General features: G+C 60.7%; 18 protein-coding genes. 7 read left to right on the top strand and 11 right to left on the bottom strand.

Annotated features, from left to right (window positions below):
* The first annotated feature begins 58 nt into the window (after window positions 1-58).
* The gene (locus AC0R79_RS12240) at window positions 59-1447 is read left to right on the top strand and encodes a hypothetical protein (protein ID WP_474734569.1); all 1389 of its coding nucleotides are present in this window, start codon (window positions 59-61) and stop codon (window positions 1445-1447) included.
* 31 nt (window positions 1448-1478) lie between these two features.
* Here AC0R79_RS12240 and AC0R79_RS12245 read toward each other — a convergent pair whose 3' ends face one another.
* The 3 genes from AC0R79_RS12245 to AC0R79_RS12255 are packed head-to-tail and all read right to left on the bottom strand — an operon-like array spanning window position 1479 to window position 4012.
* Window positions 1479-2105, bottom strand: coding sequence for a DNA-3-methyladenine glycosylase family protein (locus tag AC0R79_RS12245; protein ID WP_474734570.1), 627 nt, complete (start codon window positions 2103-2105; stop codon window positions 1479-1481).
* A gap of 3 nt (window positions 2106-2108) precedes the next feature.
* Complete coding sequence (locus AC0R79_RS12250; protein ID WP_474734572.1) at window positions 2109-2906, bottom strand: isocitrate lyase/PEP mutase family protein; 798 nt, start codon at window positions 2904-2906, stop codon at window positions 2109-2111.
* Between the two features lie 23 nt (window positions 2907-2929).
* Window positions 2930-4012, bottom strand: a complete 1083-nt coding sequence (locus AC0R79_RS12255; RefSeq protein WP_474734573.1) for a bifunctional transcriptional activator/DNA repair enzyme AdaA — start codon at window positions 4010-4012, stop codon at window positions 2930-2932.
* Window positions 4013-4121: 109 nt separating this feature from the next.
* Here AC0R79_RS12255 and AC0R79_RS12260 point away from each other — a divergent pair, with 109 nt between their 5' ends.
* Window positions 4122-4535 carry a VOC family protein gene (locus AC0R79_RS12260; RefSeq protein WP_474734574.1) on the top strand — a complete coding sequence of 138 codons (414 nt, stop codon included), beginning with the start codon at window positions 4122-4124 and terminating at the stop codon, window positions 4533-4535.
* On the opposite strand, the gene AC0R79_RS12265 is transcribed toward AC0R79_RS12260, so the two are convergent.
* Window positions 4532-5152 (bottom strand): LysE family translocator, encoded by a 621-nt coding sequence (locus AC0R79_RS12265; protein ID WP_474734576.1) that lies wholly within the window; start codon window positions 5150-5152, stop codon window positions 4532-4534. The genes AC0R79_RS12260 and AC0R79_RS12265 overlap by 4 nt on opposite strands.
* Before the next feature lie 275 nt (window positions 5153-5427).
* On the opposite strand from AC0R79_RS12265, the gene AC0R79_RS12270 reads away from it, so the two are divergent.
* Together AC0R79_RS12270 and AC0R79_RS12275 are read left to right on the top strand one after the other, a co-directional pair.
* Window positions 5428-6033: a biliverdin-producing heme oxygenase gene (locus AC0R79_RS12270; protein ID WP_474734577.1), complete on the top strand. Its 606-nt coding sequence runs from the start codon at window positions 5428-5430 to the stop codon at window positions 6031-6033.
* Window positions 6030-8267 carry an ATP-binding protein gene (locus AC0R79_RS12275; protein ID WP_474734579.1) on the top strand — a complete coding sequence of 746 codons (2238 nt, stop codon included), beginning with the start codon at window positions 6030-6032 and terminating at the stop codon, window positions 8265-8267. The genes AC0R79_RS12270 and AC0R79_RS12275 overlap by 4 nt, the downstream gene beginning before the upstream one ends.
* Before the next feature lie 9 nt (window positions 8268-8276).
* Here the strand turns inward: AC0R79_RS12275 and AC0R79_RS12280 are convergent, their stop codons facing one another.
* Window positions 8277-9032 carry a type 1 glutamine amidotransferase domain-containing protein gene (locus AC0R79_RS12280; RefSeq protein WP_474734581.1) on the bottom strand — a complete coding sequence of 252 codons (756 nt, stop codon included), beginning with the start codon at window positions 9030-9032 and terminating at the stop codon, window positions 8277-8279.
* 142 nt (window positions 9033-9174) lie between these two features.
* Here AC0R79_RS12280 and AC0R79_RS12285 point away from each other — a divergent pair, with 142 nt between their 5' ends.
* Window positions 9175-9762, top strand: coding sequence for a LysE family translocator (locus tag AC0R79_RS12285; protein ID WP_474734583.1), 588 nt, complete (start codon window positions 9175-9177; stop codon window positions 9760-9762).
* Window positions 9763-9815: 53 nt separating this feature from the next.
* Here AC0R79_RS12285 and AC0R79_RS12290 read toward each other — a convergent pair whose 3' ends face one another.
* The 3 genes from AC0R79_RS12290 to AC0R79_RS12300 form a co-directional block, all read right to left on the bottom strand.
* Entirely contained in the window at window positions 9816-13463 is a 3648-nt protein-coding gene (locus tag AC0R79_RS12290; protein ID WP_474734584.1) for a hypothetical protein, read from the bottom strand.
* 268 nt (window positions 13464-13731) lie between these two features.
* On the bottom strand, window positions 13732-14565 hold the full coding sequence (locus AC0R79_RS12295; protein ID WP_375746765.1) for a helix-turn-helix domain-containing protein: 834 nt from the start codon (window positions 14563-14565) through the stop codon (window positions 13732-13734).
* Window positions 14566-14600: 35 nt separating this feature from the next.
* Window positions 14601-15104 carry a VOC family protein gene (locus tag AC0R79_RS12300; protein ID WP_127797682.1) on the bottom strand — a complete coding sequence of 168 codons (504 nt, stop codon included), beginning with the start codon at window positions 15102-15104 and terminating at the stop codon, window positions 14601-14603.
* A 148-nt stretch (window positions 15105-15252) separates the two neighbouring features.
* Here AC0R79_RS12300 and AC0R79_RS12305 point away from each other — a divergent pair, with 148 nt between their 5' ends.
* Window positions 15253-16599 (top strand): XAC2610-related protein, encoded by a 1347-nt coding sequence (locus AC0R79_RS12305; protein ID WP_127797683.1) that lies wholly within the window; start codon window positions 15253-15255, stop codon window positions 16597-16599.
* Between the two features lie 19 nt (window positions 16600-16618).
* Here the strand turns inward: AC0R79_RS12305 and AC0R79_RS12310 are convergent, their stop codons facing one another.
* From AC0R79_RS12310 to AC0R79_RS12320, 3 genes are all read right to left on the bottom strand, one after another.
* Window positions 16619-19057, bottom strand: a complete 2439-nt coding sequence (locus AC0R79_RS12310; protein ID WP_474734586.1) for a TonB-dependent siderophore receptor — start codon at window positions 19055-19057, stop codon at window positions 16619-16621.
* Window positions 19058-19138: 81 nt separating this feature from the next.
* A complete protein-coding gene (locus AC0R79_RS12315; protein ID WP_474734587.1) occupies window positions 19139-20110 on the bottom strand; it encodes a FecR domain-containing protein in 972 nt (323 codons plus the stop codon).
* A gap of 4 nt (window positions 20111-20114) precedes the next feature.
* Window positions 20115-20639, bottom strand: coding sequence for a sigma-70 family RNA polymerase sigma factor (locus AC0R79_RS12320; protein WP_474734589.1), 525 nt, complete (start codon window positions 20637-20639; stop codon window positions 20115-20117).
* A 292-nt stretch (window positions 20640-20931) separates the two neighbouring features.
* Here AC0R79_RS12320 and AC0R79_RS12325 point away from each other — a divergent pair, with 292 nt between their 5' ends.
* Window positions 20932-21180, top strand: a complete 249-nt coding sequence (locus AC0R79_RS12325; RefSeq protein ID WP_192564406.1) for a transmembrane sensor/regulator PpyR — start codon at window positions 20932-20934, stop codon at window positions 21178-21180.
* Window positions 21181-21182: the final 2 nt, after the last annotated feature.

The raw sequence follows: 21182 nt of genomic DNA on the forward strand, positions 1-21182 counted from the left end.
GCCGTTTCGGTTCCTGATTTTCAGGATCCGGGACGGCCACTTTTCAAGGAAGAAAAACATGCCAATCAAACCGCCGGTCAAGGGCTCGGGCCCGGCCGATGTTCATTTGAGACCTTCCACCGACGGCACTGTGTCGGGGCCGGTGATTCGACCGAGTGTCCACGGCAATCTGCCGGAGCCGCCGGCAATTTCCAGTGGCGTACGGACGCCCCATCACAGCGGTGGCGAGGTTGTCAGTCCTCCGTCATCGATCACCTTTCGCGATGCACTGCCAGTGGTGGAAGTTGCGCCCCCCGGCGGGCGACGGTCGCTGGAGGCGTACCACGTGCCGGCGGCGAGCCGGCTGACAGACATCGACGCCGACGGCTTCAGGACGTTCAAGGGCCGTCAGTTCGCCGAATTGCCCGGTCAGGGCATCGTCCAGGTAGGTGCCGACCCGCAAACCGGTCTGTACCGGGCCAGACTGCCCAGCGAACTCAACCCTTCTGGCCCGGTGCTGGAGCGCGACAGCGACGGCAAGCTCTGGCACCCGCTGGAAGAATTTGCCACCGACCGTTTTCGCACCCCCGACCCGCGAAGCGAAGCCGCCTCGACACTGGAGGCCATGCCGCATCCGGAGGGCGACGAAGGACGGGCTCGTGCGGATGACGCCGACGACGAATTCGAGCTTGCCTCCGAATCGATGCCGGTCAAGCCCTACACCGATCAGGAACTGGCGACCATGCGCGATGAAGTGCGCTATTCCTTTCGTGGCAATCGCCTGGGCACCTACGACCGTGCCAACAACGGCAAATACCCGCTACGCGACACCCTGGGCAGACCGGTGCGGATCCGCAAGCTGGAGACATTGGTCACACTGACCACCGGGGAGCGTTTCCGCTCGGAGCCGATCAAGCCCTACATCAAGTTCGAAGGCTATGAAGACGTCGCGAGGCTCTACGAAGAGAAACTCGAGCTGCGCACCTTTACCGAGGCCGACATGAAGGTCCCTGGCGAGAAAGCGCTGATCGGACAACTCATGGTGGTCGCCAACAAACGAATCAGCAAAGGCGAGGCGCTGGGCCTCTACGGCGGGACGCTCAGCCCGGTGCGTCTGGTACGACGCGAAGAACAGACGTTCACCATGTTGGCGGGTTTCAGCGTGCATTACACACCAGGAAAGTTTGTTGAAGATCCAGTTGTGGTCATCGGCGACAACATCATTTCGCGGATCAACTCGAACTTCGAATACGACGCCACCGGCAAACCGATCCATCAATCGCCAGACGGCTATAACGTGCAGATCGTCGGGTTCAAAGTCGAAGCGGACATGCTGATCGGCGACCGGCTGGTCAACCGGCCCTACATGTTGAACGCGCTGTTTGCCTCGGAGGATATTGCGGCGGGAACCGAGTTGCGCTGGAACTACAACTATTCGGACAGAGAGATGAAGATGATCTTCCCGTAAAGGGCCAAAGCCCTCTCCCGAAGGGTGAGGGCTACAGCGAGGGGCTTTTCGGCACCCGCCACAAATACCAGGCCGCCACCGTCCGAAACGGCTTCCAGTCCAACCCGATCTCAATCATCTGCCTGCGCGCAGGCTGCACCTCCAGCCCCTTCAACCGCCGATACCCCTCGCGAACCCCAAAGTCATCCGCCGGCAGAATGTCCGGCCGCTCCAGGCTGTAGATCAGCAACATCTCGACGGTCCAGCGCCCAACCCCGCGCAGGCTGACCAACCGCTCGATCAACGCCTCATCTTCCATCGACAGCGCAGTCGAGTAATCCGGCACCACACCGTCCAGAGTCGCCTGGGCAATCCCCTGAATCGTCGCAATCTTGCCCGCCGAAAACCCACAACCGCGCAATTGATCGAAGTCCGTCGCCAGAATCTGCTCCGGACGCGGAAACGTCTGCCCGGGAAACAACCCCACCAACCGCCCGACAATCGCATCGCCAGCCTTGGCGTGCAGTTGCTGATAGGCGATCGCCCGCACCAGCGACTCATAGGGATCGCGCGCCGGATGCGGCTGATGCAGGCAGGGGCCGACCGCAGCAATGTGGCGCTGCCAGTCGGCGTCGAGGCTGGCCAGAAATTCGCTGGCCGGTTGGTAGGGATCGGACATCGATTACTTCAACAGACCGTTGACTTCGCCATAGGTAAAGGCCTTGAGGTCATGGGTGTCGAGCTTGCCGCTGGCGAGAAAGCTTTTCACCAGCGAACCCATGGCGCCGTACATGAACTCGGCGATCCCGGAGCCGGCGCTCAAGCGGCGCACGCCGAGAGCTATCAACTCTTCGGGGGAGGGCAGGCAAGCGAAGCCCAGGACGTTGACCGGCAACGTCGTCCCCTTGCAGATCGCTTCGATTTCGTAGGCCGACGTCACCCCGGCAGCGAACAATCCATCGGCCCCGGCCGCCTGATACAGCGCGGCACGACGCAGGGTTTCGGCGACACGATCCTCGGCCGGCACCAGACCTTTGAGGTAAACGTCGGTGCGAGCGTTGATGAACAGCTTCACATTGCGCCTCTCGGCCACTTGCCGCGCGACTTCGATCTTGCGTACCAGCAGTTCCGGCGTGCCGCTGCCGTCTTCGATATTGATCCCGACCGCGCCTGCCGCGATGACCGCATCGATCACTTCAGCAACCCGGCCGAGGTCATCGGAATAACCGGCCTCGATGTCCACGCTCAACGGCACCTTGATGACTCGGGCAATCGATTCCACGGTGCTGATCAAACGCTCCAGCGGCAGGGTGTTGCCGTCCGGGTAACCGTGGGCCCAGGCGACAGCGGCGCTGCTGGTGGCGACGGCTTTGCTACCCAGTTGCTCGACCAGCCGCGCACCCGTGGCGTCGGCGACGTTGGTCAGGATCAGCAGGCCATCGTGGTGCAACTGGTGAAACTGAGTGTCGAGCGCGTTCATCGAGATCCCTTCTTGTCGGTTGTTCAGAAAGCCAGAGGTTGCGTCAGCTGCACGGCGGCGTTTTCCAGCCGGAGCAAAAACGCCTTGCGCGGTTGCCCACCACCATAGCCGGTCAATGAGCCGTCCGCACCGATCACCCGATGGCACGGCACGACAATCGAGAGCCGATTGTGCCCGTTGGCCAGCCCCACCGCGCGACTGGCGCCGGGTTTGCCCAGCCGTGCGGCGATGGTGCCGTAAGTGCTGGTGTGGCCGTAGGGGATTTGCCGCAGTTCGCTCCAGACCTGGCGGGCAAACTCGCTGCCGGGCAGGTGCAGCGGCACGCTGAATTCGCTCAGCTTGCCGGCGAAGTACAGCGCCAGCTCGTTTTCGATCTGCTGCAAATGCGCGTTGTACCCTGGCGCGACCACATAGCCGTAGCGGTTCTGCAATTCTTCAACTTCGCGGGTCAGCGCCGGGCGGTCGAGAAACTCCAGCAATACCAGCCCGCGTCGTTCTGCCATGGCGATCATCGGCCCCAACGGCGTGGTCAGGCGGGTGAACAGCAACGGCTCGCTGGATGCCGCGCGTCCCGGCGTGATGTGGAACGACTTCTGGAACGCATCGCGAAAACCGCTGAGGGATTCATAGCCGGAGTCGAACGCGGCGTGGTCGATGGACGTGCCTTGCTTGATCCCGCCCAGCGCCATGCCGAGCCGCCGGGTGCGCAGCCACGCATGGAAAGTCATGCCGAAATGCTGTTTGAACCAGCGCCGCAGTTTCAGCGGTTCGATGCCCTCGGCGAGCAACTGCGCATCGCTCCAGCGCAGCTCAGGATCGGCGTCGACGGCTTTCAACAGTCGTTGCACCCAATCCGGGGCGATGGCCGCAGCGTCCAGCGGTTTACAGCGCAAACAGGCGCGATAGCCTGCGGACAGGCAGTCATCAGCGTGGGCGAAGAACTCGACGTTTTCCGGTTTCGGCTTGCGCGCCGTGCAGGTAGGGCGGCAAAAGATCCCGGTGGTTTTCACGGCCGTGAAGAACACGCCTTCATAGGCAGTGTCGCTTGCGAGCATGGCGCGGACCATTTCGGCGTGAGGGGGCAGGACAGCGGCTTGTATGTTCATGGGCCGAGGATAAAACCAGTTATTCGATGGCTCCACCGAAAAATCGACAGTGAATTTTCGGGCCGCTGCACTACAGTGATCGGGTCGCTACAACTAGGGAAATGAAGGTATGCCACCGTTCACGATTCAACACATCGATCACATCGTGCTGCGCGTCGCCGATCTGCAACGCAGCATTGACTTCTACGACCGGGTCTTCGGCGCCGAAGTGGTCAAACGCAACGAAAAGTTCGGTCTGGTGCACCTGCGCGCCGGCACGTCGATGATCGATCTGGTCGACCTCGACGGCGAAATCGGCCGCAAGGGCGGCGCCGCTGCCGGTAGCGAACGGCGCAACGTCGATCACTTCTGCCTGCGCATCGAGCCGTTCGATGAAGCGGCACTGATCAGCCATCTGCAATCCTGCGGCCTGACCGTCGAAAAAGCCGCCACCCGTTTTGGCGCCGAGGGCTACGGCCTGTCGCTGTACTGCTTCGACCCGGACGGCAATCAGGTCGAACTCAAAGGCCCGTCCGAAGCTTAGGCCCGCTTGGCCATCAGCAACACCGAAGCCGCCGCCGACAGTAATCCCGCGCAGCAACGGTTGAAAATCCGTTTGCCGCGCGGCTCGGCGAACCAGCGGCGCATGTGCAGCCCCATGTAGGCGTAGGCGCTGATGGCGATCCATTCCAGCAGCAGGAACAGCACGCCCAGCAGCATGAACTGCGGGGTGATGGCGCGGGTCGGGTCGACGAATTGCGGCAGAAAAGCGGTGAATATAAGAATTGCCTTGGGATTGCCCGCCGCCACTAAAAACTCCTGACGCGCCAGGGCCAGAGGCCCATTCGCCGGCGCAGTAACCGAGTCTTCGGCGGCAGGATTGGCCCGCCACAGCTGCCACGCCAGATACAGCAGATACCCCGCGCCGACAATCTTGATCCCGTAGAACAACAGTTCGGACGTTTGCAGCACCACCGCCAGCCCCGCCGCCGCGAGGGCGATCATTCCGGCAAACGCCAGCAATCGCCCGACACCCGCCACGCAGGCGCGGCGATAGCCGTAGCGGGTGGCGTTGCTGACCGACAGCAGGTTGTTCGGCCCAGGCGCCATGTTCAAGGCAAAGCAGGCGGGCAGAAACAGGGAGAGGGTGGCGAGATCCATGGGGCGGGCTCCGGTGACGGGAGCGGTATTTTTATCACGCGCGCGTGCGGGCCTGAACCGTACAGTCAGGCAGCAGTGTCGCGGTACAGCGATGATCGGGCGTAAATCCGTTCGAACTTTCTGCCGTCCCGTCAACTCTGAATTCGTCACAGGGTGATGAATCCGCCAGAAAAAAATCATCTGGCGGGTCAGAAAGGACAATTGCCGTGTAAGCTTTCGCGCAATGCTTTTCCATTTCCCCATGGCCCCAGGCGGCCCACTGTACGAGCGACTACATGCAAGCAAAGGCCCGCGAGGTTCATGTACCACCGGTGTTGCAGGATCTGCGCGCCGGCACGGCCGAACTGCACATTGCACTGGAAAAACGCCTTCCTTTCTTCTCCGACACCCTTGATCTGCAGGCTTTCGAGCGATTGATGCGCGCCTATTACGGCTTCTATCAGCCACTGGAGGCTGCGTTGCAGGGCAGCGGCGAGATCCCCGCCGATTTCGATCTGGTTTCACGCCTCAAAGCGCCGACCCTGCAACGCGATCTGCAAGCGCTGGATGCTAACGGCAGGGACTTTCCGGTCTGCCGCCAGTTGCCCACCATCGACTCCGCCGCCGCGTGCCTGGGTGTGCTGTACGTACTGGAAGGTGCAACCCTCGGCGGGCAGATCCTGCGCCGGGAAATCGCCACGCGGTTGAGCCTAGGCGCGGACAACGGCGCAGCGTTTCTGGACATTTACGGCGCTGCCACCGGCCGACGCTGGCGCGATTTCATCGAATACCTGGGCAGTCGCCCGATGGACGCCGACGAGCGTGAAGCCGTCGTGGCGGCCGCCCACACTACATTCAGCTGTTTCGAGCGCTGGCTCGAAAGCCAGGAGGTTCTGGTATGACCCCGCAAGACAAAGAAGCCTTTGAAGAGTTGCTGGCCAACTGCGCCGACGAGCCGATCCGCTTTCCCGGCGCGATCCAGCCGCACGGTTTGCTGCTGACCCTGAGCGAGCCGGACCTTTCGATCATCCAGATCAGCGCCAACGTCGAGACTTTGCTCGCCCGGCCGGCACAGGAACTGATCGGCCAGCCACTGCAAAGCCTGATCGGCGATGCCCATGCCGCGCAGGTTCGCGAGGCCTTGCAGCAACCGGCCTTGTCCGATGCGCCGCCGCTGCACTTTCGCCTCAACGGCACGGCGTTCGAAGGCTTGCTGCACCGGCATCAGGATGTGCTGATCCTGGAACTGGAAATCCACGTCGAAAACTTCCAGCCGCGTAACGTCGCCGGCACCGAAACCCACCTGGGGCGGATGCTCGCGCGTCTGCAAAAGGCTCAGAGCCTGCAGGCGCTGTACGACATCAGCGTCAAGGAAATCCAGGCCATGACCGGTTACGACCGGGTGCTGATCTATCGCTTCGAAGAAGAGGGCCACGGTCAGGTCATCGCCGAAGCGTCCGATCCGTCGATGGAAGTCTTCAACGGTCTGTTTTTCCCGGCCTCCGACATCCCCGAGCAGGCCCGCGAGCTGTACCGCACCAACTGGCTGCGGATCATCCCGAATGCCGACTACCAACCGGTGCCGCTGGTGCCCAAGTTGCGCCCGGACACCCAGACCCCGCTGGACCTGAGCTTCGCCACATTGCGCAGCGTGTCGCCGATCCACTGCCAGTACATGAAGAACATGGGCGTGCTGTCCTCGATGAGCATTTCGCTGCTCAAGGGCGACCGGCTCTGGGGCCTGATCAGTTGCGGCAACCGCCAGCCGCTGCACGTTCCGCACGAGTTGCGCACGGCGTGCCAGACCATCGGCCAGGTGCTGTCGTTGCAGATCAGCGCGATGGAAGCGCTGGAAGTCAGCCGTCAACGCGAGGAAAAGGTCGAGGCGCTGGCGCTGCTCAGTCAGGCGATGATCGACTCGCCACAGAACGTCTTCGATGGCCTGGCCAACCAGCCACAAGTCCTGATGGCGCTGGCCAATGCCGGCGGCATTGCGATCATCGAAGACAAGCAATTGCACCGTTACGGCAACTGCCCGGAGCCGGAAGAGATTCGCGCTTTGCACAAGTGGTTGCAGGAGCGCGGCGAGCCGGTGTTTGCCAGCCATCACCTGGCCAGCGTTTATCCGCCGGCCGCGCAGTATCAGCAGGTCGCCAGCGGCGTGCTCGCCATGAGCCTGCCGAAACCGGTGGACAACGGCGTGCTGTGGTTCCGCCCCGAAGTCAAAGAGAACATCAACTGGAGCGGCGACCCGCGCAAGCCGCTGGACCTGGAAAACTCCGACGCCGGCCTGCGCCTGCGGCCGCGTACTTCGTTCGAAATCTGGAAGGTCGAGATGGCCGGGATTTCCACCAAGTGGAGCCACGGCGATCTGTTTGCCGCCAACGACCTGCGTCGCTCGGCGCTGGAAAATGACTTGGCCCGCCAGGTGCGCCGTGAACAGGAAGCGGTGCGTGCTCGCGATGAGTTGGTGGCGGTGGTGTCCCACGACCTGCGGAACCCGATGACCGTGATCTCGATGCTGTGCGGCATGATGCAAAAGGCTTTCAGCTCCGACGGGCCGCACACTTCGCGGCGCATCTCGACCGCGATCGACACCATGCAGCAAGCCGCCGGGCGCATGAACACGCTGCTGGAAGACTTGCTCGATACCTCGAAAATCGACGCCGGCCGCTACACCATCGCGCCGCAGAAACTCGATGTCGCGCAGATGTTCGAAGAGGCACAATCGCTGCTGGCACCGCTGGCGCTGGACAAGGACATCAGCATCTCGTTCGAGGCCGATCCCGACCTGAGCATCCATGCCGATCCCGAGCGGCTGTTTCAGGTGCTGTCGAATCTGGTCGGCAACGCGATCAAGTTCACTCCGCGTTTGGGTACGGTCGATGTGTATGCCAAATCGGTTGGTGACGACATCGTCTTCACGGTCCGTGACAGCGGCGAAGGCATTCCCAAGGATCACTTGCCGCATGTGTTCGACCGTTACTGGACGGTGAAGGAAGGCAATCCGAACGGCACCGGGCTGGGCCTGTACATCACGCAAGGCATCGTCGAGGCCCATGGCGGGCGGATCGTGGCCGAGAGTGAGCCGGGGCAGGGCAGTGAATTCCGCTTCACCGTGCCGCGTCAGGACTGAAAAAGCCGATCAGCGTTGGGGGGCCTGCAACATGGCCACCCATTCTGCGGCGAATCGATGGCAGTCGCCGGGCCAGCGCGCTGTCAGCAGTTGGCCGTCGCGCACCACAAATCCCGTTTGAAGGTTATTCGCGCCATCGCGTTTGGCGATCAGCGGGCCGCGTATGAAGTCGGATTTGCGGGCCAGCGCGGTTTTCACTTCCGCTTCGACCGTTTGCTTGTAGGTGCGGTAGTAGCGCCCCAGCCAGGCAGCTGTCATCAGCCACGCCGGCAATTCCATGGTAGCCGCGAGCAACGCCGTCACCCTGCGCCCGAACAACACCGAGCGCCCGGTGTCGGGATCGAGCGTGCGGGCCAGCAACAGCACGCCATGACACACCGCCGCCACGGGTTTTTCGGCCTTGAAAAATTGCAGGGCGATCTGCTGAGCCTGTGTGGACTCCAGCAGCGTGCGCATCCCTTTGGCATGTCCGCCGGGAATCAACAGACCTTCAAATTGGTTCGTGTCGACATCGGCATACGCCAGCGGCTGCCTGAACGCATCGGACTCGATCATCTGCTTGTAACTGTCCAGATCGGCCTTGCGCGTCATCAGCATCGAACTCAACAGGCCGAAGCCGATATCCACCAACCGTGGATCGGCGTGGGCGGGCAAGCCTTGCGGTGTGGCAAAACGTACTTCAATGCCCGCGTTGCGCAGTGCCTGCCAGGGCACGCTGCTTTCGGTGGGGTCGTAATCGGCAGAGGGCAGCAGAATCAAGATCATCAAGGGCAGACTTCCTGGTCAAAAGTGATCGCATAGCCAGAGCGTAGTGGGTCTGCGCGAGCGGGGGTAATTTCCTTCAATACCGTCCGCTGTGTGCTGGTTACTGTGAGCGCCTTGTTCCTCGATTTGAAGCAGGTGTGCGATGAGTCTGATTGTGTCGATGGCGGCGTTTGCCCTGGCCGCGTCCATTACCCCGGGGCCGGTGAATATCGTGGCGTTGAGCTCGGGAGCGCAGTTCGGCTTTCGCGCCAGTCAACGGCATGTAGCCGGAGCGACGCTGGGGTTTGTGCTGTTGCTGGTGTTGATGGGACTGGGGCTGCACGAAGTACTGAAACTTTGGCCCTCGCTGACCCGCGTGGTGCAACTGGCCGGGGTGGCGTTTCTGTTGTTCATGGCCTGGAAACTGGCGACCGATGACGGCCGGTTGAATGCGGGAGAGTCGGGCAGGGCACCGTCGATGCTCTACGGCGCAGTGATGCAATGGCTCAATCCCAAGGCCTGGCTGGCCTGCGTGGCGGGGATGGGCGCGTTTGTCGCCGATGGCGAGGCGCGGCTGGTGTGGCAGTTTGCAGCGGTGTATCTGGTGATTTGTTATCTGTCGGTGGGGTGCTGGGCGTATGCCGGGACGTTTTTGCGTGGCTATCTGGGGAATCCGGCAGGGATGCGCTTGTTCAACCGGGTGATGGCGCTGCTGTTGGCGGTGAGTGCGGGGTATTTGCTGCTGCCCTGATCCGTACTCCGGCAAACGAAGTACGGACCTGAGTTCAATTCATGCGAAATCCCTTAGAAAATGCCGTTGAGCTCCCTGAACACATGGGGTGGCATGGCCGTGAAGCGGTTTTCGCGCAGTTGGCTGATCGAATACAAAGCGCTGGCCGTACGGCCGTTGCCGTCACCGAACCCCTGGAAGCCGACCACAGCCCCCAGCACTTGTTTATCAAAATGCGGATGTCTCGGGTCCAGGTTTTTCAGGTGCTGTTCGAGCAAGGCAAATCCAGTTGGGCTGCTGCCGTACTTGGTCGGGGCGCCGGCGTCACGCACGCGCCCGACAGCTTCCGGCACCAGTTTGCGATGAATCTCCCTGATCACGTTCGGATCGGTCAGGGAGGCCTTGTTCGCGGTGTATTCGCGCAATACGCCAAGGATGTTTTCGAAGTCGTTGCCGTTGGAGGTCGAGCCTTTCAACATCCAGGCGGTCGCGCGTTGTGAAGGATCGGTGAACCCCTGCGGGTTGAACAGCGAATCGGGCATGATGTCGTTGTAGGGTGGTTTGCCCAGATCCAGTTTCAGAATGTCTTGCTGATAGCCCGTCATGAATCGGGCTTTTTTGCTCTCGAGTTCGTACAGGACTGCCAGCGTTTCGGTGTAACCCTGCGCCGTGCTGCGCGCATCGTTGAGCTGGACGGGGTGACCCTTGATGAACGCTTCCGTCAGTTCTTCCAAAGCCTTGCGACCGATCAGCGACTCCAGATCAACTGCCTGTTTCGACTGGTACGCCGTTTCCTTCACGGCGTTGTTCGCAAGATGGCGCAATTCCGTTTCGGTAGCCCCTTTGGGCAACTTGAAGTGCTTGTCGCTCAAGCGCGTGACGATGTGTTGAGCGGTTTCGATGGCATCGCTTTTCAGCAGCGCCCGAGCATGTGAAATCGTGTCCAGCGACATCCGCGCGTGGGTTGCCGAGCCGGTGTGATCAATCACTTTGAGCAGGTCGTAACTGTTTGCGCCGGTCAGGAACCTGAGTTGCTGCTTGGCCTGATGTGCCAGCGAGAGGGCATGTCCACTCAGCTTCGCGACGCCTCGGCCGACTAATTTGCCTCCGGCCTTGAGCAGTTGCGGCAAGCCCGACAAAGGGTTGAACAGGCTGAGGGCTGCGCTTGCCAGAATCCGCGAGGCCGACAGCAGTTTACCGGCGATGCTCGCGGCTTTGCTGGCGGCGGCAGCGATTGCCACAGGTGCGGCGAAAATGGTCATCGCCAGTACGGCGGCATCGACAATGCAGTCGAATATTGCGCCACCGTGTTTCTTCGGATCCCCGGAAGTCAGCCCTTCCACACAGCTCTTGAAGGGAATGATCAGGTTGAGAATCATATTGAAGATGGCATCGGTCTTTTCAATCGCCTTCTCCCGTACGGTTTGCTGCAGGCCCAGTTGGTGGATTTCCTGCTCGGTGATGTACGGATTTTTTTCGGCGATCATCCGGCTCAGGATTTCCATGCGAGGAGAGCGATAAAGAGGTGTGCCATCGCTGCGCTCGCGGGGCGCTTCCAGCACACCGATCTTGCGCACCTGAATTCTGGATTTGATGCTGGCCCTAGGGGCGACGTTTTGTAGGTAGGCCTGCAGATCAACGGGGGCTTTTTCAAGCTCTTCCTGATCGCTGAATCGAGTGTCGAGCTTGAAGAAACTTCCGGAAACCAGTGGCTCGAAGAATGCTTCAAGCTCCGGGTTGTACCGACACTCCATCCGGAGCGCAAACAGCTCGAAGCATTTGATGGCGTAACCGAGTTGTACGCAGAGAATGACCCCGTAACGCCCGGTTTCTCCCGGAATGTATCTGGCAGGGCTGACGCCGCCGCGACCGTTGGTTCGTGCCGGCTTGTAGTTCATCTTCTGAACGCAATAGACACCGATCGCCCCGTATTCGATGGACGCTGCATCCTCCGGGAGCACCTGTGAAATGGCGATCTGGATGTTGCGCGCCAGCCCACCGAGAACGGCGTCGAAGTGACTGGAGGTCGCGGTTTCGTAGAGGTCGGCAACGGGAAACAGAAAAGGCAGTTCAGGAAAGGATTTATAGATGCTGGTGCCTTTGAGGCGATCCCAGTCCTTGGTGTGAAGCTCGTCACCCATGTACAGGTCCAGCACCGACACTTTACGGCCCGCGCCACCGCCACTGCCGCGATGTTTGACCAGCAGTTCATCGGGGTCACAATCCCGTTCCTGGGACTTCAATTCTTGCAATGCGAGCTGTATGCGATCGGGCAACGGCCTGGAAAACCGTTCGGCGGCTTCCAGCATCATGGCGATGTATTGATCGTATTCGAGCGTGGCGCGCTCGATCTCTTTTGCGTCGAGATTGCCTTGCGCATCTCGCGTGATGAGGCCGTTCATCCAGGCCCAGGTCACTACCGGATCCACCGAGCCTTCGGCTTGCAAAGCTGCCAGTGGCGCGAGGGATTTCGTCGACTGGCTGAATCCCATCAGATGCTGATAGGTCATTTTGCGGCTGGCGCCGGGAACCAGCGCTTCAACCAGATGCACAGCCTGCGTAGCGATTACCCAGGCTGGCGTCCCCATCTGCAGGCTGGACGGCCAGTCGGTGAAGAGATACTCCGGCGCCATGCCTGCCAGAATCATCTGCGTCACCAGTGGGGCAAGCGAGGGTTCGACGTGAAGGTTCTTGATCAGATGCACTTCCAGGTCTGTTCCAACCTGGGCCGGACGCTGTTTGAAGTAATCTTTGGAATACAGGTCGAAACCGGCGAAGTGGGTGTTGGCAATATCGAGCGCCGGGTCCAGGTCAAGCAGTATCACGGCAACCGTCAGTTGCTCCATGAGTTCAGTCGATTGTTTTTTTGCGGCTGCTTCAGTGAGCCAGCCAAGTTTGGAAAGATAATACTGTCCGTGCCGGGACGCCGCACTTTCGATCAATTGCTGCAGGCGATAGTCCGTGCTGGTTATAGCGCCATCGCCCGGCGTGTCTTCAATCTGCACTCGTCTGCCGAGGCCATTGATGATGGCCTCAAAATCCAGCGTGCAACTTTGTATCAGATCAAGAATGATTGCCCGGTTGTTTCCCTCAAGTTTGAACGGCGACTCGTCGGGTGCGTCCAGAAGTTGCCAATAGTTTCCGTACTTCGGTGGCTCGGGCAATGTCGAGAAGTTCAACAGGTCGAGCAGGTTGCAGGTGTCTTGTTCGTTGTCCGGCACTTGCAGCCCGTTGAAACGCAGCCACTGGCCGACCGTAACTTCGTCTCCTGTAATGATCCTGCCGCCACTGGAGGCGGCGACCTTGGCCAATAGCGGAAGGTTGTCGTCGAAATCCGCCAGACCCGCGACATCGGCGGTGATCTCCTGCGGAGATACAAACGGAGTAGCGGGCCGGTCGTTACTGGATACGATGTTTCGATGGCTGAAGTAGAGTCGGCCATTTTCATCCAGTAGAAATATCGCGTTGTCCGGAATCTTGCGTCGAGCGCGGACAAACAGAAAATCGTCGTGGCGCAGAAGTATGGAAAGCGAGATTTTGCCGCTGCGGTGGATTTGGTCGAACGCGCTGTCCTCCACGCACGGAACAAGGATTTCGTTACATTTCCAGCCAAGACGTTCGATGGCGTATTTATCACCGATAAAGTTTGTAATGGTCTGGCTTACTGTCTTCTTCTGAAGTGTGTTTTTGGAGTCGTAAGCAAAGTTGTCTATTGGCTTCATGATTCAGAATCCATTCTCTGATAGCGAAATAAATAAAATGTGGTGGTTGTTTATTGATTGTCGTGTTTGTGCGGTAGACAGGTTTTTAGAGTAAGGCGCCAAGGCGAAAAGTTGGCGTGGATTAATGTTCGAAGTGTTTCTTTGGTGTGGCGTGAATGAGAGGGGTGGCTGTTTTTAAAGGCCTGAAGCACTGTTGGCGATAAATATGTATATCTTTCCGGGTATGTAGAATTAAACCGAAACGGCCCATTGCAGGCCGTTTTTGCTTTTACCCCCGATACTGCCCCGGCGTAGCCGCCAGATGCTGTTTGAACGCCCGCTGAAAATGCGCCTGATCGGCAAAGCCGGCTTCCAGTGCCACATCCGCAATCAATTGCCCGCGCCGCAGACACTCTCGGGCAAACTGAATGCGCTGGTTGACCAAAAACGCATGGGGCGTCATGCCGTAATGCTGTTTGAAGGCGCGGATCAGGTACGACGGCGACAGTTCAGCGGCGGCGCAGATGTCGTCGAGGCTGAGCAGGTCGGTGCAATGCTGGCGAATGAAGTCGGCGGCGCGTTCGAGTTTGAAGTTCGGCTCTCGCAGAGGTTGTTGGATAGGGTTCAGGCGCAGTTGCAGGTCGCTGAAAAACTCCACCGCAGCGCTCTGTTTGCGCAGCACGTCTTGCTGCTCGTCGACCAACACTGCGTACAACGCATTCAAGTAGTGAAACAGGCGAGCGTCATTCAAATGGGTATCGGAAAACCGCCGAAACTCAAGCTCCGCACTGAACCCCAGCTGATGCTGCAAATCTGTCAGCCACGGCGTTTCCACATACAACATCAAATACGACCACGGCTGATCATCGATCGGGTTGCACGCGTGCACGTCCCCCGGGTTCATCAGCACCACGGTGCCGGCCGCCACTTCGAACGAGGATTGCTCATGCACGTAAGTGCTGCGCCCGGCGGTGATCGCGCCGATGGAAAAGTGCGCGTGGGAGTGCCGTGAATAGCAGACCTCACGCCCGTCGGCGATGGCCCGCGCTTCGATGAAGGGCAGGGCGTCGTCGCGCCAGAAGCGCGGGGCTTGTTCGGGGTTCTTGGCGGCAGCGTGTTTCATCGTTGGGGTCCTCGGCAGGCCAATGCCCGAGTGTATTAGCTCTGCCCGGCGAAGGCTCGCTCAAGTTCGGCGATGTCGAGTTTTTTCATCCCGAACATGGCCTGCATCGCCCGTTGGACCTTGGTCTGGTCGGGGTCGGTCATCATGTGCATGAAGGCCACCGGCACGATCTGCCACGACACGCCGAACTTGTCCTTGAGCCAGCCGCATTGCTGCGCCTCCACCGGTCCGCCGGCGCTGAGGTTGCCCCAGAAATGGTCGACTTCTTCCTGGTTCTGGCAATTGACCTGAAACGAGATCGCCTCATTGAATTTGAAAATCGGCCCGCCATTGAGGCCGGTGAAGGTGTGGCCGTCGAGTTCGAAACTGACGGTCATTACCGAGCCTTCCGGGCGGCCGTGGAATTCCTGGCCGACCTTGCTGTAGTGGGTGAGGGCGGTGATTTTCGAGTGGTCGAAGATCGAGCAGTAAAACTTCGCCGCAGCTTCCGCCTGATCGTCGAACCACAGGCACGGAGTCAGCTTTTGAAAGCGTTGCATGGCAGTCATCCTCGGCAGGTTAGACACGCTGGATTAACAGCGTAGTCAGTCTGTCGTCGACTGTCGGTGCCACAGGTCGACAAGTGCATGCCAGGTCGATTGTCGTTAGACTTGCCGCCCCGATTTTGCCGCAAGGACGCTCTGCAATATGGCTGCCCCTCGTTTGTTGTTTTTATCCTGTCTGCTGGCTTCAGCCTCGGCGACGGCTGCACCGCTGGCCTGTCAGCTCTCCGATCCGGCGCAGAAATACCTGATTGATGTGATGGTCGCGCAGCCGCCATTGAAAAGTTTTGACGCCGCGCCGGCGCAGATCATTGTGCGCGATAAGGCCAGTGGTGAAGTGTTGCAACGCATCGACTCTGCCGACGTCTCTGACCTGGTTCCCGCGGGTGATACGGTGCCATCGCTGCGCTGTGACGATCAGCATCTGGTGGTGTTTGCCGATTTCAATTTTGACGGCGAACAGGATCTGGCGGTGCGCAATGGCAATGAGGGCGGGTACGCCGCCGCGTCTTACGATATCTATCTGGCCGATCCTTCAAGTCCGCTGCTGGTCCTCGACAAAGGCCTTTCCGCCTTGACCCGTGAGCCGCAACTGGGGTTGTTCGAGATTGATCCATCGACCCGACATATGAAGACACGCTCGAAGAGCGGTTGCTGCTGGCGGCAGAGTGCGACATGGGCGCTGCAGGGCAACTCACCCGTGAAAGTGGCGGAAAAAATCGAGGTGAAGCAGGCACCGTCCGAGGGCAGTCCGTTAATGCCGGCGGGTTACACAGACATTACTGACCGAACGTTGAAGGACGGAAAATGGACTGAGCAGCGTCATCTGGAAGGGCCGGTCGGCGATGCCCCGGTCATGTTGCGGGGCACGCTTGACGACAAGATTGCGTTCGCGTTGTGGTGGCAGATGCAGGGCGGGGTTTATGTCGGTGAGGTGCGCTACACCGGCACGGGCAGCGGCAAACCGATCCGGTTGTTCGGCGAGACCTATGAAGACGGTGGCGTGGCGTTGCACGAGTTCGACGATCAGGGGCGTTCGACCGGCGACTGGTTTGTACAGGGCGAGCCTGATGAGCACGGGTTCCAGAGTGGAATATGGAAAAGTGGCGACACAAGCCGGATCATCGAGGCGCGCCCGACAGCGTTCAGGATTGCCCCGCAAAGATTTTCTGCGGCGCAAGGCAGTCTGCGTGAGGGACGCTATGTGCTGGTGACGTCGGATGAGCGCTCAGCCTGGTTGACAGTGAAAATCACACCGGCCACTGATCAATCCGCAGGCGAGATTGCGTCGATTCAGCTGGTCATGACGCGGCCCGGCAAGCCCCCGATACAGGTCGTTGATCAATGGCCGTTGCTGGCCGGTAATTTGATCATTGGCCAGAAAGAAATCGCTGAGCCGCTCTACCGTCTGCGCCTGTTCGACGGGGTCGTGAGCGTCGACGCCGCCGGGGATGTCTACGAGTTGAGTGGAACCTACCTGAAGCAGCCCTGACCCGCTCGATCGCCAATCCTTAGAAATCCCAGCGTGTGCTCAACTGCACGCTGCGCGGCTCGCCGTAGAACCCGGTGCCGAAGTTGCCGAGGCCGGTGTAGTAGGTCTTGTCGAGCAGGTTCTTGATATTGAGCGTGGTGCTCAGGTGTTCGTTGAAACGGTAGCGGGCCATGGCGTCCACCAGGTAGTAGCTGTCCTGGGTGATGCGTACGTTCTGGCCGGTGCCGTTCGGGTCGGGCTGGAATACGTTGCCGAAGAATTCGCTTTGCCAGCTCACGCCGCCGCCCACGGTGAGGTTTTGCAGGATGCCCGGCAGGCGATAGCTGCTGAACACTCGCACGATCTGCTCGGGCGCGGTGGTTTGCAGGATCGCGCCGTAGACCGGGTCGCCGTTGGCGTCGCGGGTGTGGTTGAAGGCGTAGCCGGCGGAGAGGTTCCAGCCTTCGCGCAGTTCGCCGGCCACTTCGAATTCGAAGCCTTTGGTGGTTGCGCCCTGTACGGCGCGGTAGACGGACTGGCTGTCGAAGCCGCTGACGTATTCGGCGATGTTGTCCTGCTCGATGCGGAACACCGCGAAACTGGCGTTGAGCCGGCCGCCGAAGAACCCGGCTTTCACTCCCGCTTCCAGGCTGTTGCCCTGCACCGGGTCGAGCACGTGGCGCGAGGCGTACTTGCTGGTTTGCGGCTGATAGATGCGGGTGTAGCTGGAATACAAAGACCAGGTTTCGTCGAGGTCGTAGACCACGCCGGCGTAGGGTGTGACTACGCCTGTCTGGCGGTAGCCGTCGCGCACATCCGGGGTGTTCGGGTCGCTGTAATCGAGATGGTCGCTGGCGGTGAAATCGCTGACCCGGCCACCGAGAATCAGTGCCAGATCATCGGTGGGTTTGAGGCGGGTGGCGAGGTAGGCGCCGGTCTGGCGTTGTTCGATGTGGTCACGCCCGACCTGGGGTATGTCCGGTTTGGGAAACTCGCCGCGCCAGTCGAAGATGCTGCCGTTCAGCGCCGGGTAGACCGAGCCGTAGACCGGGATGTCCTGGCGGGTGTTCATCGACATGAAACCGGCGATCAACTGGTGCTCGCGGCCGAGCAGGCTGAAGGGGCCGCTGAGGTTGAGGTCGATGTTGTCCTGAACTTCGTCGCCCTTGAATTTGCCCATGTACAGGAACATGCCGTCGCCGCTGACCGGGTCGGGATTGCCGCCGCTGGCGGAACCGAGCAGGGTGTCGTGCTGGCGGTGTTTGCGGTCGTAGCTGAGCTTCAGCGTCCAGTCGTTGGCCAGTTGCCGGTTGAGGGAAGCGAACAGCGTCTGGTTGGTGAAATCGCGGCGGCTCCAGTCGGTGGCCGGGTTGAACGAGCGCGAGAAATTGGAGCGTGAACCGTCGCTGTAGAACATCGGGAAACCGGTCCAGCTGGCGCCGCGCGAGCGGGTGTTCTGCTGATCGAAACCGACGGTCAGCAGGGTGTCCGGATTGAGGTCGGCTTCGAGGATGCCGTAGGCGATGTCCCGGGTGTTCTGGTAGTGGTCGGCATGGGCGCTGCGCTGTTGATGGACGCCGACGAAGCGCCCGCGCAGATTGCCGCTGTCGGTCAGCGGCCCGGCGATATCGGCATCGCTGCGGTAGTTGTCCCATGAGCCGACGGTGCCGCTGAGCGAAGCCTTGAATGCCTGCGTCGGCCGCTTGCGGATCAGGTTGACCGTGGCCGACGGGTCGCCGGAACCAGTCATCAAACCGGTGGCGCCCTTGATGATTTCGACCCGGTCGTAGGGCGCCATGTCGGTGCTGGTGGTGCCGTAATCGTAGACGCCGTCGTAGTCGGTGTTGACCCCGTCGTACTGGAAGTTGGTGATCGGCGCGCCCCGGGCGGAGAACTCCCAACGCTCGCTGTCGTAGTTCTGCACGCTGATGCCGGGGGTGCGGCGCAGGATGTCGGCGATGCCGGTGGCGCCCTGATCGTCGAGTTGCTGACGGGTGATGACGGTGACCGACTGCGGGGTTTCGCGCAGAGATAGCGGCAGGCCGGTGGCCGATGCGGTCGAGTCGGTGGTGTAGGCGCCGGTGTCTTCGGTGATGGCGCCGAGCTGTCGGCCGGAGACCGTGGTGGTGTCGAGTTCCAATGGATCTTGCCCGGACCGCAACACGTACCCACCTGCGCTCTGTGCTTGGGCTTGCAGCCCGCTGCCTTGCAACAGGCGTTGCAGGGCTTGTTGTTCGGTGAAGTCGCCGCTCAGGCCGGGGCTGCGTTTGCCGGCGGCGAGGTCGTTGTGGCCGGCGAGGAACACGCCGCTTTGTTCGGCAAAACGGTTGAGGACGCTGACCAACGGACCGGGTGCGATGTTGTAGCGATGGGTTGCTGCGCGCAGCGCTTCGGCCAAGGCATTCGGCGCGCACAACCCCGGCGTGGTGCACGCCAGAGCCAGGGTGAAACGGGTGCGGGCAAACGTGGAGTGCAGCATGGAGTTCCCGAAGGCAGAAGAGGGGCTACTGAGGATCAACCGAACGAGACGGCCGAAAGGGAACCGTGAAATGAAAAATAATCAGCCTCTGGGCCCGACGTTGACCCACCAGCTCAATGTCTTGTCGACCCGGATCGGCAACGCCGCCTCGAGCAATCGCAGCGCCTGATCTGTGTCCTTGAGCGGGAACGAACCCATCACCGGCAACCGCGCAACGGCGGGATCGCAATGCAGATGCCCCGGTCGATAGCGGCTGAGTTCTTCGATCAGTTCGCCCAGCGGCAGGTTGTCCGCCAGCAGCAGGCCCTGACGCCAGGCTTCGCGGGAGGGATTGGCCGGGGCTGTAGCGTGAAGTTGTTCGGCGTTGAAGGCCAGTTGCCGACCGGCGTGCACCACTTCGATCTGATCGTTGCGGTTGCGCACTTCCACCGCGCCTTGGAACACGTTGAGCACGGTTTGCTGATCGTCATGACGCACGCTGAATCGCGTGCCGAGGGCGCACATCCGGCCATGAACGGTGTCGACCAGAAACGCGCGGCCCGGATCTTTCGCGGTGTCGATCAGCACTTCACCAGCGCGCAGTTGCAGCAGCCGTTGCGTGGCATCGAAGCGCACGTCGAGGGCGCTGAGGGCGTTGAGCCAGACCCGGCTGCCGTCGGCGAGCGTGGTTTCGCGGGTCTCCCCGGTGCCGGTGGACAGGTCGGCGCTCAGGCGTTCGAAGGTGCCCGGCAACGACGTGCCGCGCCATGCGGCCCAGCCGCTGAGGCCGGTGGCCGCAAGTATCAGCAAACCCTTGAGCGACTGACGACGGCTGATCGAGGCACGCGGGCTCGTGCGCAACGTGTGGCTGACGGCATGGGCCTCGTTCTCGCCCTGTAACGGCGCGAACCGCTGGCCGACCCGTTCCACGTAGCGCCACGCTTCCTGATGCTCGGCACTTTGCGCCAGCCAGGCTTGCCAGCGCTGGCGTTCGTGGTCGGCGACGTGTTCGTCATGCAGTTGCACGTACCACTGCGCGGCCTGTTCGAGGCTGGCGTGACTGAGTCGGTTCATGACCTTACTCAATCAACAGACCGTCGAGTTCGGCCTCGAGGATTGCGCAATGCATCATCGCCTGGGCCAGGTATTTCTTGATCATCCGCTCGCTGACGCCGATCTGTTCGGCGATCAGCCGGTAAGGCATGTCGTGCAGTTGCGCGAGGATGAACGCCTCGCTGACCCGTTGCGGCAGACGCGCGAGCATGGCGTCCACTTCGTGCAGGGTCTCGACGATGATCGCCTGTTGTTCCGGCGACGGTTGCAAGGCCGGCGGTCGGTTGGCCAGGGTTTCCAGCCAGGTCTGTTCCAGTTGCCGGCGACGCCAGTGATCGACGCACAGGCCACGGGCGATGGTCGCCAAATGCGAGCGCTCGTGGACTTCACCGTTGAACGCCTGCGGACGCTTGAGCACGCGGATAAACGTGTCGTGCGCCAGATCGGCGGCATCCATCGCGTTGCTCAGCCGTCGCCGCAATAGCTCGTGCAGCCAGCGGTGATGGCTGACGTAGAGGTTCTGCACGATAGAGGTGTCGGCGACCGTCATTCTGAGCAAGCGTCCAGGGCGACCGTTGTCAGCGGTCCAAATAAGAATGGGTCGCGATTAAAGCAAATGGGTCGAAGCTGTGCAAATGATATTGGTTTGCTTTTGGGAGGGGTGTCGGGTGGTGGCGTTTATTTGTAGTCAATTGGACTTCTTGGTTGGTCGTTATGACTAATTATGTATGAAGTCTGATTGACTACATCATCCTCAACCTACTGATTCTGCTGGGTTAAAAATATGGCACGAGAGTTGATACATCCAAAGTACCCACTGAACCGATCAGGAGTACGCCACCATGTTCGCTTTCTTCGAAAGTCCGCTGAACGTTCTGCACCTGTCGAGCAAGATCCTCGTTGCCGGTCTGGTGATGCTGCTGGCAGGCATCTACGGCGCCTACCTTTATCAGGGCCACATGCCGATTGCGCTGTTGGTGGCCATGCACGCGATGACCATCATCGGCCCGACACTGCTGAAAATCGGCTACGTGATGCGGCTCCTGTCTCAATATCGGCTGGGCCGGCATCACGCCGCCGTAGTGGCTTGAAC

Source organism: Pseudomonas sp. HD57-3 (genome assembly GCF_056113135.1).

Excerpts from the sequence above, each read along its gene's own strand:
- AC0R79_RS12240 (WP_474734569.1), top strand. The coding sequence starts at position 59 with ATGCCAATCAAACCGCCGGTCAAGGGCTCGGGCCCGGCCGATGTTCAT.
- AC0R79_RS12245 (WP_474734570.1), bottom strand. The coding sequence starts at position 2,105 with ATGTCCGATCCCTACCAACCGGCCAGCGAATTTCTGGCCAGCCTCGAC.
- AC0R79_RS12250 (WP_474734572.1), bottom strand. The coding sequence starts at position 2,906 with ATGAACGCGCTCGACACTCAGTTTCACCAGTTGCACCACGATGGCCTG.
- AC0R79_RS12255 (WP_474734573.1), bottom strand. The coding sequence starts at position 4,012 with ATGAACATACAAGCCGCTGTCCTGCCCCCTCACGCCGAAATGGTCCGC.
- AC0R79_RS12260 (WP_474734574.1), top strand. The coding sequence starts at position 4,122 with ATGCCACCGTTCACGATTCAACACATCGATCACATCGTGCTGCGCGTC.
- AC0R79_RS12265 (WP_474734576.1), bottom strand. The coding sequence starts at position 5,152 with ATGGATCTCGCCACCCTCTCCCTGTTTCTGCCCGCCTGCTTTGCCTTG.
- AC0R79_RS12270 (WP_474734577.1), top strand. The coding sequence starts at position 5,428 with ATGCAAGCAAAGGCCCGCGAGGTTCATGTACCACCGGTGTTGCAGGAT.
- AC0R79_RS12275 (WP_474734579.1), top strand. The coding sequence starts at position 6,030 with ATGACCCCGCAAGACAAAGAAGCCTTTGAAGAGTTGCTGGCCAACTGC.
- AC0R79_RS12280 (WP_474734581.1), bottom strand. The coding sequence starts at position 9,032 with ATGATCTTGATTCTGCTGCCCTCTGCCGATTACGACCCCACCGAAAGC.
- AC0R79_RS12285 (WP_474734583.1), top strand. The coding sequence starts at position 9,175 with ATGAGTCTGATTGTGTCGATGGCGGCGTTTGCCCTGGCCGCGTCCATT.
- AC0R79_RS12290 (WP_474734584.1), bottom strand. The coding sequence starts at position 13,463 with ATGAAGCCAATAGACAACTTTGCTTACGACTCCAAAAACACACTTCAG.
- AC0R79_RS12295 (WP_375746765.1), bottom strand. The coding sequence starts at position 14,565 with ATGAAACACGCTGCCGCCAAGAACCCCGAACAAGCCCCGCGCTTCTGG.
- AC0R79_RS12300 (WP_127797682.1), bottom strand. The coding sequence starts at position 15,104 with ATGCAACGCTTTCAAAAGCTGACTCCGTGCCTGTGGTTCGACGATCAG.
- AC0R79_RS12305 (WP_127797683.1), top strand. The coding sequence starts at position 15,253 with ATGGCTGCCCCTCGTTTGTTGTTTTTATCCTGTCTGCTGGCTTCAGCC.
- AC0R79_RS12310 (WP_474734586.1), bottom strand. The coding sequence starts at position 19,057 with ATGCTGCACTCCACGTTTGCCCGCACCCGTTTCACCCTGGCTCTGGCG.
- AC0R79_RS12315 (WP_474734587.1), bottom strand. The coding sequence starts at position 20,110 with ATGAACCGACTCAGTCACGCCAGCCTCGAACAGGCCGCGCAGTGGTAC.
- AC0R79_RS12320 (WP_474734589.1), bottom strand. The coding sequence starts at position 20,639 with ATGACGGTCGCCGACACCTCTATCGTGCAGAACCTCTACGTCAGCCAT.
- AC0R79_RS12325 (WP_192564406.1), top strand. The coding sequence starts at position 20,932 with ATGTTCGCTTTCTTCGAAAGTCCGCTGAACGTTCTGCACCTGTCGAGC.